Consider the following 17,168-nt stretch of genomic DNA (forward strand, 5'->3'; position numbering starts at 1 on the left):
GCCGGGCTGTCGGCGCCGACAGCGATCTGTGCGTTCAACGACGAGGTCGCGCTCGCCCTGCTCGCGGGCGCCCAGCGGTGCGGGATCGCCGTACCGGACGATCTCGCCGTCATCGGGGTCGACGATCTCCCATTGGCCGCCCTGATCACCCCCGCGCTGACCACCATCGCCCGGGACACCGCAGCCGGGGCGCTGGACATCGTGGACGCCGTCGTCGCCCAGCTGGACGGCCGTACGCCGGCCCGGCCCGGCTCGGCATCCGACGGCCAGGTCGTCATCGTCCGGGACTCCGCCTGACGTCGGACGCTGAGCGCGAAGTCGGCCGGCGGTCTCGGGTGGCACTCACGTCCCCTGGCTTCCGGAGGTGACTCCCCGGTGCCTTCCGGCCGACGCGGCCGCCCGTCCGGCGACCGGATCGCACGCCCGAGCCACGAACGGTCGGTCCGTCCAGCCCCCAGACCACCGAACGCGACCCCCGAGCCACCAACGGTCAACCCGCCCAGCCCCCGAACCACCAGAGACCACCCCCGAGCCACCAACGGTCAATCGGTCGGACGATCCCTCTCCCGCACCCCCGACCACCACAGACACGCAAGCAGAAGCAGACGGACCTGTCAGGCAGCTACCGGTACGTGCAGCGGTCCGTGGATGGCGGTGGAGCGCTGCATCGTGACCGGTCCGGCCAGGCGGAGGGTGGGGAGCCGTCGGGCCAGGGCCCGGAAGGCGGCGGCCAGCTCCAACCGGGCCAAGGGGGCTCCGAGGCAGTAGTGGATCCCGCCGGAGAAGGCCAGGTGATCGGCTCCTGCCGTACGGGTGAGATCGAAGGCGTTCGGAGACGGGAACGCGGCCGGATCCCGGTTGGCGCCGGCCAGCAGAAGGACCACCGCCCGACCGCGCGCCACCGGCACCCCGGCCACCTCGGTGTCCTCCCGGGCCATCCGCGCCGTGACCTGCACGGGCGGGTCGTAGCGGAGCACCTCCTCGGCGACCGCCGGCGCCCGGTCGGGATCCTCGACCAGCAGCTGCCACTGCTCGGGGTCGGCCAACAGCGCCCGCACCCCGTTCCCGATCGCGTTGACAGTGGTCTCGAAGCCGGCCACCAGCAGCAGCCGGCACAACGGCCCCAGGATCGCCGGCGTGATGTCGGCGGACTGCTCGGTGAGCAGGGCGGACACGATGTCCTCCTGCGGATCGGCGGTCCGACGCGCGAACAGGTCGGTGAAGATCGTGCGGAGCTGTCGCTGTGCCTGCAGCAGCCGACGCAGGTGACCGATCGAGGAGATCCCGTCCAGGGCCGTCGCGAGCGTGGCTCCGTACGCGGCGAACTCCTTCTCGTCGACGTCGGACACCCCGAGCAGGGCACTGATCACCGCGATCGGCAACGGGGAGGCGAAGTCGTCCACCAGGTCGAAGCCGGCCCGCGGGTCGACCGCGTCGAGGAGCTGGTCGATCCGCCGCTCGATCAGCACCTCGTAGCCGGCCATCCGGCGCGGGGTGAACGCGGGCGCCACGAGGCGCCGGAGCCGGGTGTGCTCGGGGGGATCCATCTCCAGCAGCGAGAGGTCCAGCATCTCGCGGGGCAGCGGGTCGTCGCCCGGCTGCTCCGGGCGGAACACGACGAGGTCCCGGCGGCGGACGACGTCGGAGCAGACCGCGTGGGTCGCCGAGATCAGGTTCCCCTGGGCGGTAGGGGTCAGCGGGCCGCGCTCCCGGATCCGGTCGTAGAGGGGGTACGGGTCGGCCTGGTGCGCCGGCAGCCCGAGCTGGGCCACGAGGTCCCGCCGCACGCGGGCGGCGTACGCGGCGGTGACCCGGTCGCGGTAGATCCCGCCGATCACCTTCGTCCCGGTCACCGCCGTCGCCCAGGGACGGCGACCGCCCGTGCTCATCCCCGCCCGGCCCGGTGGACCCGGCGGATGCGGATGGCGCCCTTGGCGGTGGAGGGGTCGACGATCCGGCCGCCCTGGGTGATCTCGACCTCTCCGGCCGCGACCAACCGCCGAGCGGCCCGCCGGGCCGGCTCCATCAACGTCCGCCAGGACTCCTCGGTGCCGACGGCGCGGGCGACCTCGGACGGGCAGATGGTGCTGGTCGCCGCGCGGTCCGCGAGCAGGGACAGGGTCACGTCCTCCAGCCGCCGGTCCTCGGCCGTGACCCCCCGCCGACGACACGCCGCCGAGCAGAAGCGGACCTGGTCCCAGTCCCGCTGCCACTTCGCGCGCCACTCGATCCGCCGGCCGCAGGAGGCACAGGTCTTCTCCGCCACGGTCACCTGTCCAGTGTGCCCGCCGGATCCAGGACGCCCGCCGGATCCAGGACGCCCGCCGGACCTGGTGGGCCGGCGGGGCCGCTGCGACCGGTCATCCCGTCATCTCCTCGGTCTGCGCCGCGGCCAGGGATCGACTCGCGCCCTGCAGATCGTGCGCGGTCTGCATCCGATCGCGATGGGCCTGGGCCTCGGCCAGCAGCCGTCGGAGACTCTCGATCTCCGTGTCCCCGGCCCGATCGGCGCAGCGCCACTGCACGGTCTCGACGATCTCCAGCACGATCCCGGCCACCACCTGCGCCCGGGCCAGGGCGTCGTCGGGGGACGCCACCCCGTCGGTGAGAGCGTCGATGACCTCACCGGGGAGGGCACACTCCCACCACGACTCGAGGCCATCGGCGTAGGACGCACTGCTCATCTCGGACCCCCTCGCTGGACCGGGACCCACACGTGCGTGCGTCCCTGTCCTGATCTGATGCCGCGCCGTCGCGCGGCGGCTGAGAGACCGGCTGCTTGATCCACCTCGATGCTAGTGGTCGCCACCGTCGTACGCACCCGTTGAGCCGCGCCGAACCCGAGGAAACAGGGTTTCCACACCCGCTCACCCACGATCGGCTCCCGGTGAGGCGGGAGTGGCGTGGTTCAGCGCCCGATCCAGCTGGTCGGCGCTCGCCGGGTCACGGAAGTGGTTCAGCCGGTGGGAACCGTCGCACAGGGGCTTCAGCCGGGACCGACCGCACCGGCACAGCGCGATGACCCGTCGCGCGTGCTCCACCCGTTCACCGTCAGCGGTCTGCACCTCGGCCGGACCGCGCACCAGCAGGGGGCCGTCCGGGCAGACGGTGATCGTCACTCCTGCCGCCACGGCGGCGACATCCCGCTCCGGGGTCGACCGGTCCGCGCCGCCCGTCATCCGGTCACCGCCGGCCCGTCGACGAGGCGCAGGCTCGAAGCCTGCGTCTGCCAGCAGGAGAGGACGTGCTGGGCGAACACCTCGTCGGCGTACGCCGCACACCGGGCTCCGAAGACGACGTCCTCGGCCAGCTGGGGCTCCTGCTGCACCAGGCCACCGGCCAGGTCGTGGAGGGCGATCTGGTCGTGCACGGAATCGGCGACGACGTGCTCGTCGAAGAAGCGCGCGGCCTGCTCCCCGCCACCGAGCCGCCGGTGGCCACGGGCGTAGCGGCCGTTCGGCACCGACGAGGTCATCTCGAACATCGCCAGGTGGCCGACGAGGGCGCCGCGCCACCGCCGGTGCAGCCCGAACAGCGAGATCAGGTTCGTCATCATCAACGTCACCCCGGGCACCCGGTCGAGGTAGTGGCCGTACGTGCTGTCCAGACCCCAGTCCTCCAGCAGCGAGCGGAACAGCTGCGCGTGCATCGACGGCATCGCCCCACCGCCGTACTCGTCGGCCTGGATCGTGACCATGGCCGCCTTCACCGTCCCGCTGAGCCGCGGGATGGCCCAGCTGTGCGGGTCGGCCTCCTTGAGGTGGTACAGCGAGCGGTGCAGCAGGAACTCGGTGAACTGCTCGGTCGTCGCCTCCCTCATCAAAAACTTCGACAGGGACGGTCCGTCGTCGGCCGCGGCGAGCTGGTTGAGCGCCACCTGGACCGCCTCCCGATCGGTCGCCGCCTGCTGGACGTCCGGGGGACGGGCGGACAGATGGTGCCGCAGTCCGTCGACCAGCTGGTGCTCCCAGTCGCGCCGGGCCCAGACCAGCTCGGGGTGCCACTCCCAGGCCTCGTCGACGCCGACCAGGCCGCGGTAGTGCTGCTCGTAGGTGAGCCAGAGGGCGAGCTGCAGGTCGTCGTCGGTCACCGCGGCCGCAGGGTCGCCGGTCCACCGCAGCGCCCGCAGGTCGACCCCGCCCCGGGGGTCGCCGGCGAGGACCTCGATCAGCGCCGCCGAGACCCGCCCCCGCGGCCTCGGCAGACGGACCGGAGCATCGTACGTGCGGGCCGGCCGCGCACTGGTGGGACGAACGGGCTCGGGCTCGGCCGAAGGCACGGGCAGGACCGGCGCGACGGACGCGGCCGTCGCCATCGGGGTCAGGGGCCCGAGCGACGACGGGGTCTCGGTCGGGCAGGGTGCCGTGCGAATCTCGGACATGTGCAGCTCCTCGGGGTCACTCCGGGAGCGGCTTTTGTCTGAACCGCGATCCTTCCAATGTACGTCGTTGCTTCTCGCCGAACCATCGCCACGGTTGCACCACAGGACGGACGGTTCAGGGCGACGGGTGCGGGGCGACGGGTGGGTCGTCAGCTGCCGGCGCGCTCGAACGGGGCGGCCGTGCCGACCGGCTCGCCGAGTCCGGCCAGCACCAGCCGGGCGACGTCCGCGAGCGGCGTGTTGGTGTGCTGCGACTGCCTGCGCAGCGTCGAGAAGGCGGCGTCGGAAGCAGTGGGCCCGCTCCATGATCACGCCGAGGGCGAGGTCGATGACGCGCCGCGTGTCCATGGCCCTGGTCCGGTCGTCCAGCTCGCGGGCGTGGGCGGTGAGCGAGCGGGCCAGCCCCACGGTTCCGGCCACCTCGGTCGCCAGCTCGGCGGCGAGGGCTCGCTGCTCCGCGCTCAGCCCGTCCACCGCTGCTGCGTACACCTTGGCCACCGCGAGCACCTCACCCGCACGCTCCACCGGGATCGACACGCAGCACCGCACGCCGAGAGCGGCCGCCGCCCGCCCGTACTCACCCCACCGCTCGACGAACAGGTCGGGGACATAGAGCCCACCACGCCCCCGGAGTGCCTCCAGGCACGGCCCGAACCCGATCCGGAACTGCACGTGGTCCACCTGGAGGGCCAGGTCGGTGCTCGCCCCCACCGTGGTCGGGCCGTCCTCGGCCGCCATGGTGACCGCGACGCCGGCCACATCTCCCAGGCGCTGGTGGACGGAGGTCGCGACGTCGTCGAGGTGGTCGGCCACCATGATGATGACCGCGTCGGATGACTCACCCACGGTGGTCCCGCCTCTCGTCCGGAGCTCCCCGTCGGCCGGTCGGCCGAACGGGAGAACGCTAGCGGCCCGGACCGACAGCCGGCGACTGCCGGCGAGTACCGACAGCCGGCGAGTACCGACAGCCGGCGAGTACAGTGCGCGGGTGCCAGAAGGTCACACCCTGCATCGGCTGGCCAACCAGCAGACCGCGGCGTTCCGCGACCGGGTCGTGGCGGTGAGCAGTCCCCAGGGACGGTTCTCCGACGGGGCCGCCCTCCTCGACGGGCGCCGGCTGCTGCGGGTCAGCGCGTACGGCAAGCACCTCTTCCAGCACTACGAGGGGCGTCTGGTCACCCACGTGCACCTCGGGCTCTACGGAAAGTTCGTCACCGGCACCAGCGCACCGCCGCCGCCGCGAGGGGCCCTGCGGATGCGGATCGAGACCGCCGAGCCCGAGCTGCCGGTGCACTGGACCGACCTGCGGGGTGCGATCACCTGCGAGGTGCTCCCCGATCCCGCCGGGGTCCGCACGATCGTCGCCGGGCTGGGCCCGGACCCGCTGCGGCGCAACACCGACCACGGCGTCGCTGCCTTCGACCGCATCCACCGCTCCAAGGTCGCCGTCGGTGCCCAGCTGATGGACCAGGCGCGGATCGCCGGCATCGGGAACGTCTACCGCGCCGAGATCCTGTTCCGGCACGGGATCAGCCCGTTCCGTCCCGGCACCGGTCTGACACCCGAGGACTGGGCTGCTCTGTGGCCCGACCTGGTGGTGCTGATGCGCGCCGGCGTCCGGAGCGGCCGGATCGTGACCACCGACCAGGCCGACCGCCCCGGCGGGCGGGTGCGCCGGGAGACCGCGCACTACGTCTACCGTCGCGACGGCCTGCCCTGCCGACGCTGCGGCACACCCGTGAGCCGGACCGAGATGGTCGGCCGGAACCTGTTCTGGTGCGGCGTCTGCCAACCCAGCTGAACGCCGAGCAGACCGGCGCGGTCGGGGCGGCCGTGGAGCTGCGGACCCGAGGGCTCCGGTTCTCACGTTCCCGTGGGTAGGGTCGCGGCCTGCCAGCAGGATCTGGGGGCCGTTCATGCCGATCTCGACCACTCGCCGACCCGCACGCCGGGGGTGGCCCGCCGCGATGGTCGCGGGCCTGCTGGCGCTCCTCGCCGGCTGCACCGGCGAAGCTGTCGACCGCCGCGCCACCCCGGCCACGGCCCAGGCTCCCACCGCCGCCCCGACGGCCACCGCGCCGACAGCCGCGCCGACGGCGCGGGAGTCGCCGTCGACGACACCCCGGGACGCGGAGACCGTGACGCTGGCCTTCGCCGGGGACGTCATGTTCGAGGACCAGCTCCGCGGACTGCTCGACGACCCGGAGTCCAGCCTCGACGCGCTCCGACCGGCGACCGCGGCCGCGGACTTCACCATGGTGAACCTGGAGGCCGCCCTGACCGACCGCGGGACCCGGGACCCGAAGCAGCTGGAGGAGCCCGACAACCGCTACCACTTCCGCAGCGGACCGGAGGCTCTCACCGCCCTCGGCGCGGCCGGGGTGGACGCTGTCTCCGTGGCCAACAACCACGGCGCGGACTTCGGCACCCAGGGGTTGTCCGACACCTTGGCCGCCAAGGAGGACGAGCGGCTCCCCGTGATCGGCGTCGGTCGCGATCGCGACGACGCGTTCGCCCCGCACCGGGTCACGCTGAAGGGTCAGCCGTTCGCGTTCTTCGCCGCCGACGCCTCGTTCCTGGAGAGCGAGGCGCCTTCCTGGCAGGCCGGGACGTCCACCCCGGGGCTGGCCGCCGCCCGCGGGGCCGGTCGCGCGGCCCTCGAGGGCGCCGTCACGACCGCGGCCGCCGACGGCGCCACGGTCGTCGTCTACCTCCACTGGGGCGAGGAGAACTCGACAGCTGTCAGCAGCGACCAGGCCTCCCTCGCCCGGATGCTGTCCCGCGCCGGCGCGGCCGTGGTGGTCGGCAGCCACACCCACCGGCTGCAGGCGGCGGGCTGGCTGGGGTCCACCTACGTGGCGTACGGACTGGGCAACTTCCTCTGGTACCACGGCATCAGCGGTGCCCAGACGGGGCTGCTGGAGCTCTCGGTGCGGGACGGCCGCGTCGTCGAGGACGGTTGGCGACCGGCGGTCATCCCCCGCGAGGGCGGGCTGCCGGTCTTCAGCGACGGTGCGGAAGCGCGTCGGGCGACCAGCGACTGGGAGGACCTGCGCGCCGGCTCCGGTCTCGCGTCCCGGCCGTCGGGGCCGGCGCCCGCCCCACCCCCGTACGCGTCGTCGGTGCAACCCATCACGCCGGCGCTGCGGAACCGGATGGCCGGCACCTACCGGAGTGACTGTCCCGTCCCGCTCCGCGACCTGGCCCATCTGCGGGTCAGCCACTGGGACTTCCAGGGTCGGGTGCGCCAGGGGGAGCTGATCGTGGCCGCCAAGCACGCCGACGACGTGGTGGCTGTGTTCGAGAGGCTGTTCGAGGCGAGGTTCCCGCTGCAGCGGATGGCGCTGGTGAGCAGCTACGGCGGTGACGACGAGAAGTCGATGGAGGCCAACAACACCTCCGCGTTCAACTGCCGCACCGTGGCCGGCACCGACCGCTGGTCCCAGCACTCGTTCGGCGCGGCCATCGACCTCAACCCGGTACAGAACCCGTACGTGACCGCCGCCGGGGTCTCGCCCCGCGCGGGTCGGGCCTACGCCGCCCGGTCCGACCGCCGCGCGTCCACGAAGGGTCTGATCACCGACGACTCCGTCGTGGTCGACGCCTTCGCCGACATCGGCTGGGAGTGGGGCGGCGACTGGGCGGGTGAGGCGGACTACCAGCACTTCTCGGCCGCGGGTTCCTGAGCGACGACCTCGGCGGAGTGGGCGCGGCGCGCGGTGTCGGGGGGGTGCCCGCCGGGCGGCGCCGACGGCGGATCGTCCGTCCGACGTGGCAATTTCTGTCCGCGTCGCGCATGATGCCTGTCTGGGCGCGCTGGACTCTCGGGCCCTCCGAGGGCGAGGAAGCGCTCCGCCGTCGTCAGGAGAACTGGGATGAGGACCTTCCGTCGTGTCGCTGCGCAGGCCGGTGCCGGGCTGGCCGTGGTCGGGCTGCTGGCGGGCTGCTCCGTGCCTGCGGGCACGACGGCCGCCCTCACGACGGCGACGACCGCCGGCCGCGGCTCGACCGGTGTCGTCACGGTCCCGGCCGCGACGACTTCCCTGGCGAAGGCCGCCCTGCCCAAGCCCTCCGCCGATGACGCGGTCAACCGGGTCGTCGCCATCTCCGTCGACGGACTGAACCCGGCTGCGATCACGAAGCTCGGCCGCTCGGGCGCCCCGAACTTCCACCGTCTGATGCGCGAGGGTGCCACCACGCTGAACGCCAGGACCGCGCAGGAGCAGACCCGGACGCTGCCCAACCACACCGGGATGCTGACCGGTCGCCGGATCGACGACCGCCGCGGCGGGCACGGGGTGACCTTCAACTCCGACACGGGGACGACCGTGCACCGCGCCGCCGGCGCGTACGTGTCCAGCGTGTTCGACGTCGTGCACGACCAGGGCGGCTCCACCGCCCTGTTCACCGCGAAGCAGAAGTTCGCCCTCTACCAGCGCACCTGGAACACCAAGGGCGCGGCGGACAAGGTCGGCCGCGACAACGGCCGGGCGAAGATCGACAGGTTCACCGTCGACACCGACAACGCCCGGCTGGTGGGCACGGTGACCGCGGAGCTGCGGACCTCCCCGCGCACCTTCACCTTCGTCCACCTCTCGCTGCCCGACCAGGTCGGCCACGACAAGGGCTTCATGAGCTCGTCCTACCTGCAGGCGGTCCGCCGGACCGACCAGCTCCTCGGGCAGATCCTCGCCACCATCAGCAGCCGGCCGGCGCTGCGCAGCCAGACGCTGGTGGTGCTGACGGCCGACCACGGCGGCGACGGAGCGAGCCACTCCGAGGCCAGCAAGCGGGCCAACTACACGGTGCCCTTCATGGTCTGGGGTCCCAACGTCGCCGCCGGGCGCAATCTCTACTCCCTCAACTCCAGCTATGCCAGCCCCGGCAGCAAGCGCACCGGCTACACGGGCAAGCAGCCGATCCGCAACGGCGACCTCGCCAACTTCGCCACCGACGTCCTCGATCTGCCCCGGGTGCCGGGAGCGCAGTTCGACAAGAGCCGGAAGCTCACCGCGTTCCGCTGACCCGGTAGCGCAGGTGCAGCACCCGATCGCCCTGCAGCACGACGTCGGCATCCTCCAGCAGCTGCTGGCCGTCGAGTCGACCGAAGTAGCGCTTGCCCCGTCCGAACACCACCGGGACGACGTCCATGGCCACGTAGTCGACCAGGCCGAGGGCCAACGCCTGGCCGCCGACGTCACCCGCGCAGACCGCCACCACGCCGTCGCCGGCCCGTCGCCTCGCCTCCCCCACCGCTGCGGTCACGTCGCCGAAGAACGGCACGTCGGCCTCAGGGTGCCAGCCGTCCGGTTTGGGTCGGTGCGACACGACCACGAGGTGCTCGCCGGCCGGCGGCTCGGCCTCCCAGCCGTTGGTCAGATCGAACAGGTGCCGCCCCTGGATCATGACGGCGATGCTGTCCCAGAACGGCCGGACGTACGACCGCGAGGTCGGGGTCACGCGGAAGCGCGCGTGCCGCTGCTCGCCCGCCGGGCCGACGAGCGGTTCGGTGCCGTTGAGGTACCAGTCGAACAGCGGCCCGACACCGTCATCGGGGTCGGCGATGAAGCCGTCCACGGAGACGACGGCGTGCATGATCACGGTGCTCATGGCTGCTCCTCGGTGGTCGCGGGACGGTTCCGCTGATCAGACACCCGCGACACCGGATTCTCACCGGGTCGGACGCGGCGGACCGGTCGGGTCGAGTCGGCGGCGCCCCTGCTGCAGCAGGACGGTCCCGCTGACGCCGCCGGCGAACGCCGCACCGCCACCCAGGCAGGCCCCGACGAAGAGCAGCGGGTTCACCGCGCCCAGCACCAGCAGCAGGCCACCGGCCACGAGGGCGCAGACCGCGAAGACGACCACCGCCACCGCGGTGACGGCTGACCAGCCCGTCCCGGCGACCGCCGGGGGCGGCGACGTGGACGGCGACGTGGACGGCCGCGCCGCCGGCAGATCGGCGACCAGCCGTCGCAGGTCGACCTCGGTGACCGCCCGCACCGCCGCATCGAGCCGGAGCTCCAGCTCGTCGGCTCGGAGACGACCGGCGGCGAAGTGGTCGGACAGGGTCTCGCAACAGGCCGCGCGCTCGGCATCGCCCACCCGCCGGCCGGGGGCCGCACCGAGCGGGGTCCGGAGGTCGGAGAGCATCATGTCCTGGGTGGGCTCAGTCACGTCGACGACGTTAGGCCGGTGGACCCGTCGACGGCATCGGACCGCGGTCCCCCGTCGCCCACCCCGGGGTCGGACTCCGGTCGCGGTGGGACCGGGCGGCCGGGCGTCGGGCGACCGTCCCGGGTTCGTCCGGCCATGGTGGGTCCGGGGGCACGTCAGTGCCGCGCCGTAACCGGGTGGATCCGTGGGGCGATCTCGCGGCCGTCGCCGGCCGTGGGCTGCTCACCGGCAACCGTGGCTGTCTCGTCGACGACACCGAGCGCGTGGTCCGGTACCAGGCCGGGTCGCGCTGGATCAGCTGCACGCTGCGCTACCGCGACCAGCGGTCCCCCCTCGCCGCCCCGGGCCGCTGGACGCCGCTGTTCTTCCTGGACGAGGCGGTGGCCCTGGCCGCCGGTCACCGGCCGTGCGCCAGGTGTCGGCGGGAGGCGTACCTGGCCTACCGGGACGCGGTGGGTGCCGCCCTCGGCGCGCGGGAGCCGCTGAGTGCCGCGGACCTGGACGTCCGGCTGGCCGCCGAGCGGCGACGTCGGACCTCCCGGCGGGGTGACCTGGGTCCGACGGCGGATCGCCTCCTCCGCCCGCAGTCGTACGCCGACCTGCCGGACGGCACGGTGGTGCTCGCCACCGGCGACGTGGCACACCTGGTGCTCGGCGACGAGCTGCGGCCGTTCACCGACGCAGGCTGGGGCCTGCCGGTGCGCCGACCGCGCACCGGCACGGCGCAGACGCTGACCCCGCCCACCTCGTACGCCGCCCTGACGCACGGCTACCGGCCGCTGCTGTCCGCCTCGTCCTCGCGGTGAGCCCGGTCAGAGCCGGGCCAGCAACCGTCGCAGCGGGGCCTCGATCATGGGCAGGCTCGCCGCGGTGCCGGTCAGGCGCAGGTACGCCCCGACGGGCAGGTGGGCCATCACCGGTGACCGCCGGTTCTCCATCAGGGTGGCGAACTCGGGCGCCGGGCGGCCGATGTAGCGCGGCACCCGCTCGAACCAGCGGGCGCTGCGGCGGGCCACCCGCTGCACGCCCTCGAGGTGCTCGCGCCGGGTCCGGTCGTAGACCCGCAGCGCGGAGTCGAGGTCGGGCTGGTCGGCGATGGCGTCGGCCAGCGCCATCGCATCCTCCATCGCCAGCCGGGTGCCGGAGCCGATGGTGAAGTGGGTGGTGTGGGCCGCGTCACCGATCAGGGCGACGTTCCCCCCGATCCACCGCTCGTTGTGCACCTCGACGAACTCGGTCCACGGGTGCCCCTCGTACGCGCTCGCCCGCAACTGCAGGCGGTGTCCCTGCAGGGAGTCGGCGAAGAGCTCCTCGAGGCGGCGGACGGTCGCGTCCGGCCCGAGCGCGGCGAAGCCGAGAGCCGACCAGGTCTCGGGCGTCGTCTCCACCACGAACGTGCTCGCGCCGTCGGCGTAGCCGTACGCGTGCCCCCAGACCCACCCGGCCGGGGTCGACACGAAGGGGAAGGTGAACGAGGTGAACTCCCGGTCGGTGCCGAGCCAGAGGAACATGTTCCGGCGTCGGACCAGGCGGGTGCCGAAGTCGCCCCGGCCGCGGAGCGCGCTGTTCACCCCGTCACCGGCGACCACCAGATCGGCCGCCAGCCGACCGGGGTCGCCGCTGAAGCTCTCGCGCACCACGCAGACCCCGGACTGCTCGGCCAGCGTCCCGAGCAGCTCGAGCAGCCGCCGGCGACCCATGCTGTAGCCGTACGAGGGCAGGCGCACGTCCTCGACACCGGGCATCGTGACGACCTGGTCGTTCCACCGGTAGGCCTCGTCCCGCACGGCCGCGGCGGTCTGCGGGTCGTGCCGGTCCAGGGCCTCCAGCAGGCCCTCCCAGAACACCACGCCCCAGCCGAAGCTCTCCGCCGGCGTCCGCTGCTCCAGCACCGTCACGTCGTGACCCGCCCGGCGGGCCAGGATCGCGAACATCAGACCGGCGGGTCCCCCGCCGACGCACGTGACGTTCATCGACCGACCCCAGCCGCTTCGGCGGGCACGGGCTCGGCGGCCGTCGGTCGGTCCGAGCGCCGCGACAGGGTGCGGACCGCCCACTGCTGGGTGGCCGACTCGGCCCGCCGGGCCAGCGCGACAGCTGGTCGTTCGATCCGGAGGTCCACCACCGCTCGGGCCGTGGCCCCGAGCGAGCGCTTGTAGCTGAGCAGGCTGGCTGTCTCCCCCGACTGACCCAGGTCGAAGGAGGAGCAGCCCGAGGCCGACGCGTCGGCCAGCGCCCGCGCCTGCACCAGGTTGTTGGCGCAGACGGGCCCGGCCAGCTCCTTGATGCTGTAGCTGCGCCAGCCGATCGCGTGCTGCCCGTGGACCAGGGTGATGCAGCTGGCGACCGGTCGACCGTGGTGCCAGGCGACGAACACGCGGCACTTCGGGCCGAGCTCGGCCGCCACGGACTCGAACTTCCGGCGCGGCTCCTGCCGGAGCGCCGAGTACCGCGCCAGCGGTGCCGGGAGGTCGGTGCGGGCCAGCGAGCGCTCGACCCAGCTGAGGTACAGGTCGTAGAAGACACCGATCAGCCGGCCGGTCGTGTCACGCTCGACCTCGACCCCGGCGCGCTCGGCCTTGCGGACGTTGTAGCGGGCGCTGCGGCTGAAGCCGTGGGCGAACACCTCGTCCCAACCCGGGCTGAGGTCGATGACGTCCACCCGACGCGGCTCCGCGGTCACCCCGCTGCCGACGCCTGCACCCCACTGCTCCGCGGTGTGGTGGCCACCGCCGAGCCGGACGCTCAGCGCCTGCCCGCGAAGGTCACGCACGACCACCCGGACGTCGCCGTCGCGCAGGCCCCCGGTGGCCAGCAGACTCCCGTGGCCGAAGCCGCCGGGGTAGTCCGCCAGCCGCGGGAGACCCGGCAGCGATCGCTGCTGCACCAGCGGGAGCACCAGCCGGCGACCGTCCGGGAGCACGTAGAGACGACTGGCGTCCCGGCCGCCGGTGCCGGCCAGCACGCCGGCGAAGTACTCCGGCGTCTGCAGAGCTGTGGCTCCCGGGTCGCTCGCCAGGACCGCGTCCCAGGTGCCGCGCGGCACGGGGCTGACGACGGACGGCTGTGGTGTCACGTCCACGCGCGCTCGAGTGGTGGATCCCGGCATCGACAGCTCCTCGACCTCGCGCCGGGACGACGACCCGGCGTACGACCTTGCTCTGGATACCCATTCGGAGCGGGACGACGGCCGGATTGGTGCCTTCTCGAAAGGAGCTGCCCGGCGGTGAGGGGGTGAGCCTCAGTCCTCGTCGTCGGCCGGGAGGACCCCGTCCTTCTCGGCCTTGGCCACGAGGGCGCGGACGTTCTCCACCCGCCCGCAGTCGGCGTCGAGCTGAGCCGCCCGCTCGGTCACGAAGGCCAGCCCGAGCTCGGCGCGGACCTGGTCGGAGACCTCCTGCCGCGCCGGGTTGAGGATGGTCAGCTCCTCCTCGGTCAGGTGGTGGTTCACCTTGCCCGCGAGCTCCTCCACGGCGTCGTCGAAGGCCTGGGTGTCGGTCCCCTTCAGCTCGAGCACCGCGAGCAGGGCCTGGTTGCCCTCGGCGTGCTCCTCCTCGCCGTGCTCCTGCTCGTGGGCGTCGATCGCCCGCTTCGTCCGCAGGGTCGGGTAGACGCACTTCTCCTCGGCCTCGGCGTGGGCGACGTGCAGGGCGGCGAACGCCCGCCGTACCGCGTCCCGGTCGCTGCTGCTGTCCCGCAGCTGCCGCAGCAGGGTCTCGAAGCGCCGGTGGTCGTCCAGGATCAGCTCGACGACGTCGCCGGCGATCGGCCGGCCCAGGTCCAGAGGGGTGGAGGTCATGCCCGCCACGCTACGCCCGGCGCCCGGCCCGGGGATCCAGGCGGGCCGGGAACCAGACCGGCCCGTGGCGCTCTCGTACCACCGCGAGCGCCACGGGCCAGAAGGTGGATCCGGTCCGGCACACGCCTCCCCCGAAGCGGTGCGCGGCCCTGGATCGCCTCCCCGTACGACGCGTCATCCCCCGATGGTGGGCGTCGCGCCGGGAAGGGTGTCCCGCCCGGGTGGGGCGAGACGGTCAGGGGTGTCCCGCCCGGGTGGGCGAGACGGTGGCGAGAACAAGATTGAGCCTTCAACCGCACCGGCGTCCTCGGCCCCGACGAACCTGCGCTCAAGAGGTGCTCAAGGTTCCGACGACCCTCAGGAACGGATCAGGCGACGCCGTGGAGCCGGCCTCGAGCCCGGCCGTCGCACCCTTGACGGGCGGCGGACCGCCGGGTCTAGGGTGAGCCGGTCGGCCCCGCGACGTGGCGAGAGGATGACCCGGTGTCACGGATTCGAGTGTCACGGTTTCGAGCGATCCGCCCGCTGTCCCTGGTGCTCGGGATGGTCCTCGTGCTCACCGCCGGCCCCACCGCGGCGCACGCCGCCGGACCCGAGCAGATCACCAACGGCACGTTCGACGACGGTCTGGTCGGCTGGACGGCCTATCCGACGAGCGCGGTCGTGGAGGGTCGGGGCTGCGTCTCGGTGCCCGCCGGCACGGGCGCGTACGGGGCGGCGATCTCGCAGCAGGTGGCGCTGCAGGCGGGCGAGACCTACGAGCTGTCGTTCGACATCGCCAGCGCACCGGCGACCAACGGCTACGTGCGGGTGGTGGTCCAGTCCGGTCCCGATCTCAACTACACCCAGTTCCTTACGACCCAGAAGTTCGAGATCCCGGCCACGGGCACGACGAGGTCCTTCACGTTCACCGCCTCGGTGGACTACCCGAACGCCGACGTGCTGTTCCAGCAGGACGTCGGCAACGACGTCGCCTACCAGCTGTGCCTGGACGACGTCTCGCTCACCGGTGGCGTCCCGCCCGAGGTCTACCAGCCCGACACCGGCCCCCGGGTCCGGGTGAACCAGGTGGGCTACCTGCCCGACGGCCCGAAGAACGCGACACTGGTGACCGAGGCCACCACCCCGAAGCTGTGGGTGCTGAAGAACGCGGCCGGGCGCATCGTCCGCACCGGTCTCACCCGCCCGGCCGGCGTCGACCCGAGCTCGGGACTGAACGTGGCCACCATCGCCTTCGACGACGTCGACGCCCGTGGCACCGGCTACACGCTGGTCGCCGACGACGAGACCTCCTACCCGTTCACCATCGGGTCGGATCTCTACGCCGGGCTGCGCACCGACGCCAAGACGCTCTTCTACACCCAGCGCAGCGGCACCCCGATCCTGGACTCCCTCGCCCCGGGATACGGTCGTGGCGCGGGCCACGTCGGCGTGCCCCCCAACCGGGGGGACACGGCAGCTGTCTGCCTGCCGCTCGGCGACGACGCCCAGAAGCTGTACGACCGGCCCTGGACCTGTGCCGGACCGCGCGACGTCTCGGGGGGCTGGTACGACGCGGGCGACCACGGCAAGTACGTCGTCAACGGCGGCATCGCCGTCGCCCAGCTGATGCAGGAGTACGAACGCAGTCGCACCTCCCCCATCGGCAGCCGTCGAGCCCTGCGCGACGGCACCCTCGCGATCCCCGAGAGCGACAACGGTGTACCCGACCTGCTCGACGAGATCCGCTGGGAGCTCGAGTGGATGCTGCGGATGCAGGTCCCCCGGGGCGAGGCGTACGCGGGGCTGGCCTACCACAAGGTCGCCGATGCCGACTGGACCGGGCTGCCGCTCGACCCGGCGGCCGACCCACAGCCGCGCCACCTGTTCCGGCCCTCCACCGCCGCCGGGCTCAACCTGGCTGCCGCTGCTGCGCAGGGGGCACGGCTGTTCGAGCGCTACGACCGGCGCTTCGCCACCCGTCTGCTCCGCGCCTCAGAGCGGGCGTACGCGGCGGCCGAGAGGACCCCCGACCTCTACGCCCCCGCACCCGACGCGTCCCTGGATCCCAACCCCGGCAGCGGTCCCTACGATGACGACGACGTCAGCGACGAGTTCTACTGGGCGGCGGCCGAGCTGTACCTGACCACCGGCGACCGCGGCTACCGCACGGACGTCCTCGCCTCACCGCACCACACCGGACCCGTGTTCGACGCGGGTGGGTTCGGCTGGAACGCGGTGGCCGCCCTCGGCCGACTCGACCTGGCCACGGTGCCGAACCGGCTGCCCGACCGCCACCGGGTGATCCGGTCGGTGACCACCGCCGCCGACGGTTACCTGGCTGCCGGACGCCGGCACCCGTTCGGCAGCCCGTACGCCCCCGTCGACGGGGTCTACGCCTGGGGGTCCAACTCGGCTGTGGTCAACGCCCTGCAGGTGGTCGGCACCGCCTACGACCTGACCCAGCGCCCGCGCTACGCCGACGGGGTGCTGCGCGGCATGGACTACGTGTTCGGTCGCAACGCGCTCAACCTCAGCTACGTCACCGGCTACGGCACCCGGGCCAGCGAGAACCAGCACAGCCGCATGTACGCCCACCAGCTGGACCCCCGGCTGCCCCACCCGCCGGCGGGCACGCTGGCCGGCGGACCCAACGGCACCGCCCCGACCACCGGTGACCCGGTGGCGGCGGCCAAGCTGGCGGGCTGCGTCCAGCAGTTCTGCTACATCGACGACATCGGCTCCTGGTCCACCAACGAGCTCACCATCAACTGGAACGCACCGCTGTCGTGGATGGGGTCGTTCCTGGCCGACGTCGAGCGGGAGAGCTAGGAG

Annotated in this window: 16 protein-coding genes; 6 read left to right on the forward strand and 10 right to left on the reverse strand. The window is 73.1% G+C overall.

The window, feature by feature from the left end:
- Positions 1-297: substrate-binding domain-containing protein (locus ABD714_RS05640; RefSeq protein WP_344811323.1), on the forward strand; the 297-nt coding region annotated here is incomplete at its 5' end.
- Positions 298-614: 317 nt separating this feature from the next.
- Here ABD714_RS05640 and ABD714_RS05645 read toward each other — a convergent pair.
- The 5 genes from ABD714_RS05645 to ABD714_RS05665 form a co-directional block, all read right to left on the reverse strand.
- Positions 615-1,853, reverse strand: coding sequence for a cytochrome P450 (locus tag ABD714_RS05645; RefSeq protein WP_344811324.1), 1,239 nt, complete (start codon positions 1,851-1,853; stop codon positions 615-617).
- Positions 1,854-1,885: 32 nt separating this feature from the next.
- Positions 1,886-2,272: a DUF3253 domain-containing protein gene (locus ABD714_RS05650; protein ID WP_344811325.1), complete on the reverse strand. Its 387-nt coding sequence runs from the start codon at positions 2,270-2,272 to the stop codon at positions 1,886-1,888.
- Between the two features lie 88 nt (positions 2,273-2,360).
- Complete coding sequence (locus tag ABD714_RS05655; RefSeq protein ID WP_344811326.1) at positions 2,361-2,684, reverse strand: hypothetical protein; 324 nt, start codon at positions 2,682-2,684, stop codon at positions 2,361-2,363.
- A gap of 183 nt (positions 2,685-2,867) precedes the next feature.
- Positions 2,868-3,179, reverse strand: a complete 312-nt coding sequence (locus tag ABD714_RS05660; RefSeq protein WP_344811327.1) for a CDGSH iron-sulfur domain-containing protein — start codon at positions 3,177-3,179, stop codon at positions 2,868-2,870.
- Positions 3,176-5,227, reverse strand: a complete 2,052-nt coding sequence (locus tag ABD714_RS05665; RefSeq protein WP_344811328.1) for an iron-containing redox enzyme family protein — start codon at positions 5,225-5,227, stop codon at positions 3,176-3,178. The genes ABD714_RS05660 and ABD714_RS05665 overlap by 4 nt, the downstream gene beginning before the upstream one ends.
- A 142-nt stretch (positions 5,228-5,369) precedes the next feature.
- Here ABD714_RS05665 and ABD714_RS05670 point away from each other — a divergent pair, with 142 nt between their 5' ends.
- The 3 genes from ABD714_RS05670 to ABD714_RS05680 all read left to right on the forward strand — a co-directional run bounded on the left by ABD714_RS05670 (position 5,370) and on the right by ABD714_RS05680 (position 9,405).
- Positions 5,370-6,182, forward strand: coding sequence for an Fpg/Nei family DNA glycosylase (locus ABD714_RS05670; protein WP_344811329.1), 813 nt, complete (start codon positions 5,370-5,372; stop codon positions 6,180-6,182).
- 115 nt (positions 6,183-6,297) lie between these two features.
- Positions 6,298-8,067, forward strand: coding sequence for a CapA family protein (locus ABD714_RS05675; RefSeq protein WP_344811330.1), 1,770 nt, complete (start codon positions 6,298-6,300; stop codon positions 8,065-8,067).
- A gap of 189 nt (positions 8,068-8,256) precedes the next feature.
- Positions 8,257-9,405 (forward strand): alkaline phosphatase family protein, encoded by a 1,149-nt coding sequence (locus tag ABD714_RS05680; RefSeq protein ID WP_344811331.1) that lies wholly within the window; start codon positions 8,257-8,259, stop codon positions 9,403-9,405.
- Here the strand turns inward: ABD714_RS05680 and ABD714_RS05685 are convergent.
- Complete coding sequence (locus tag ABD714_RS05685; RefSeq protein WP_344811332.1) at positions 9,389-9,991, reverse strand: dihydrofolate reductase family protein; 603 nt, start codon at positions 9,989-9,991, stop codon at positions 9,389-9,391. The genes ABD714_RS05680 and ABD714_RS05685 overlap by 17 nt on opposite strands.
- Before the next feature lie 60 nt (positions 9,992-10,051).
- Positions 10,052-10,555 carry a DUF1707 SHOCT-like domain-containing protein gene (locus ABD714_RS05690; RefSeq protein WP_344811333.1) on the reverse strand — a complete coding sequence of 168 codons (504 nt, stop codon included), beginning with the start codon at positions 10,553-10,555 and terminating at the stop codon, positions 10,052-10,054.
- A gap of 176 nt (positions 10,556-10,731) precedes the next feature.
- Here ABD714_RS05690 and ABD714_RS05695 point away from each other — a divergent pair, with 176 nt between their 5' ends.
- Positions 10,732-11,361 carry a hypothetical protein gene (locus tag ABD714_RS05695; RefSeq protein ID WP_344811334.1) on the forward strand — a complete coding sequence of 210 codons (630 nt, stop codon included), beginning with the start codon at positions 10,732-10,734 and terminating at the stop codon, positions 11,359-11,361.
- Between the two features lie 6 nt (positions 11,362-11,367).
- Here the strand turns inward: ABD714_RS05695 and ABD714_RS05700 are convergent, their stop codons facing one another.
- The 3 genes from ABD714_RS05700 to ABD714_RS05710 form a co-directional block, all read right to left on the reverse strand.
- Positions 11,368-12,528: an FAD-dependent monooxygenase gene (locus tag ABD714_RS05700; RefSeq protein ID WP_344811335.1), complete on the reverse strand. Its 1,161-nt coding sequence runs from the start codon at positions 12,526-12,528 to the stop codon at positions 11,368-11,370.
- The gene (locus tag ABD714_RS05705) at positions 12,525-13,664 is read right to left on the reverse strand and encodes a GNAT family N-acetyltransferase (protein WP_344811336.1); all 1,140 of its coding nucleotides are present in this window, start codon (positions 13,662-13,664) and stop codon (positions 12,525-12,527) included. Before ABD714_RS05705 ends, ABD714_RS05700 begins: the two co-directional genes overlap by 4 nt.
- A 132-nt stretch (positions 13,665-13,796) precedes the next feature.
- On the reverse strand, positions 13,797-14,354 hold the full coding sequence (locus ABD714_RS05710) for a hemerythrin domain-containing protein (RefSeq protein ID WP_344811337.1): 558 nt from the start codon (positions 14,352-14,354) through the stop codon (positions 13,797-13,799).
- 483 nt (positions 14,355-14,837) lie between these two features.
- On the opposite strand from ABD714_RS05710, the gene ABD714_RS05715 reads away from it, so the two are divergent.
- Positions 14,838-17,165, forward strand: a complete 2,328-nt coding sequence (locus tag ABD714_RS05715) for a glycoside hydrolase family 9 protein (protein ID WP_344811338.1) — start codon at positions 14,838-14,840, stop codon at positions 17,163-17,165.
- Positions 17,166-17,168: the final 3 nt, after the last annotated feature.

It is taken from the genome of Microlunatus aurantiacus, assembly GCF_039536605.1.
GTDB classification, from domain to species: Bacteria; Actinomycetota; Actinomycetes; order Propionibacteriales; family Propionibacteriaceae; genus Microlunatus; species Microlunatus aurantiacus.

What these genes read in the sequence shown, in the direction of transcription:
- ABD714_RS05655 (WP_344811326.1), bottom strand. Translation starts at nt 2,684, where the DNA reads ATGAGCAGTGCGTCCTACGCCGATGGCCTCGAGTCGTGGTGGGAGTGT.
- ABD714_RS05660 (WP_344811327.1), bottom strand. Translation starts at nt 3,179, where the DNA reads ATGACGGGCGGCGCGGACCGGTCGACCCCGGAGCGGGATGTCGCCGCC.
- ABD714_RS05675 (WP_344811330.1), top strand. Translation starts at nt 6,298, where the DNA reads ATGCCGATCTCGACCACTCGCCGACCCGCACGCCGGGGGTGGCCCGCC.
- ABD714_RS05680 (WP_344811331.1), top strand. Translation starts at nt 8,257, where the DNA reads ATGAGGACCTTCCGTCGTGTCGCTGCGCAGGCCGGTGCCGGGCTGGCC.
- ABD714_RS05685 (WP_344811332.1), bottom strand. Translation starts at nt 9,991, where the DNA reads ATGAGCACCGTGATCATGCACGCCGTCGTCTCCGTGGACGGCTTCATC.
- ABD714_RS05700 (WP_344811335.1), bottom strand. Translation starts at nt 12,528, where the DNA reads ATGAACGTCACGTGCGTCGGCGGGGGACCCGCCGGTCTGATGTTCGCG.
- ABD714_RS05705 (WP_344811336.1), bottom strand. Translation starts at nt 13,664, where the DNA reads ATGCCGGGATCCACCACTCGAGCGCGCGTGGACGTGACACCACAGCCG.
- ABD714_RS05710 (WP_344811337.1), bottom strand. Translation starts at nt 14,354, where the DNA reads ATGACCTCCACCCCTCTGGACCTGGGCCGGCCGATCGCCGGCGACGTC.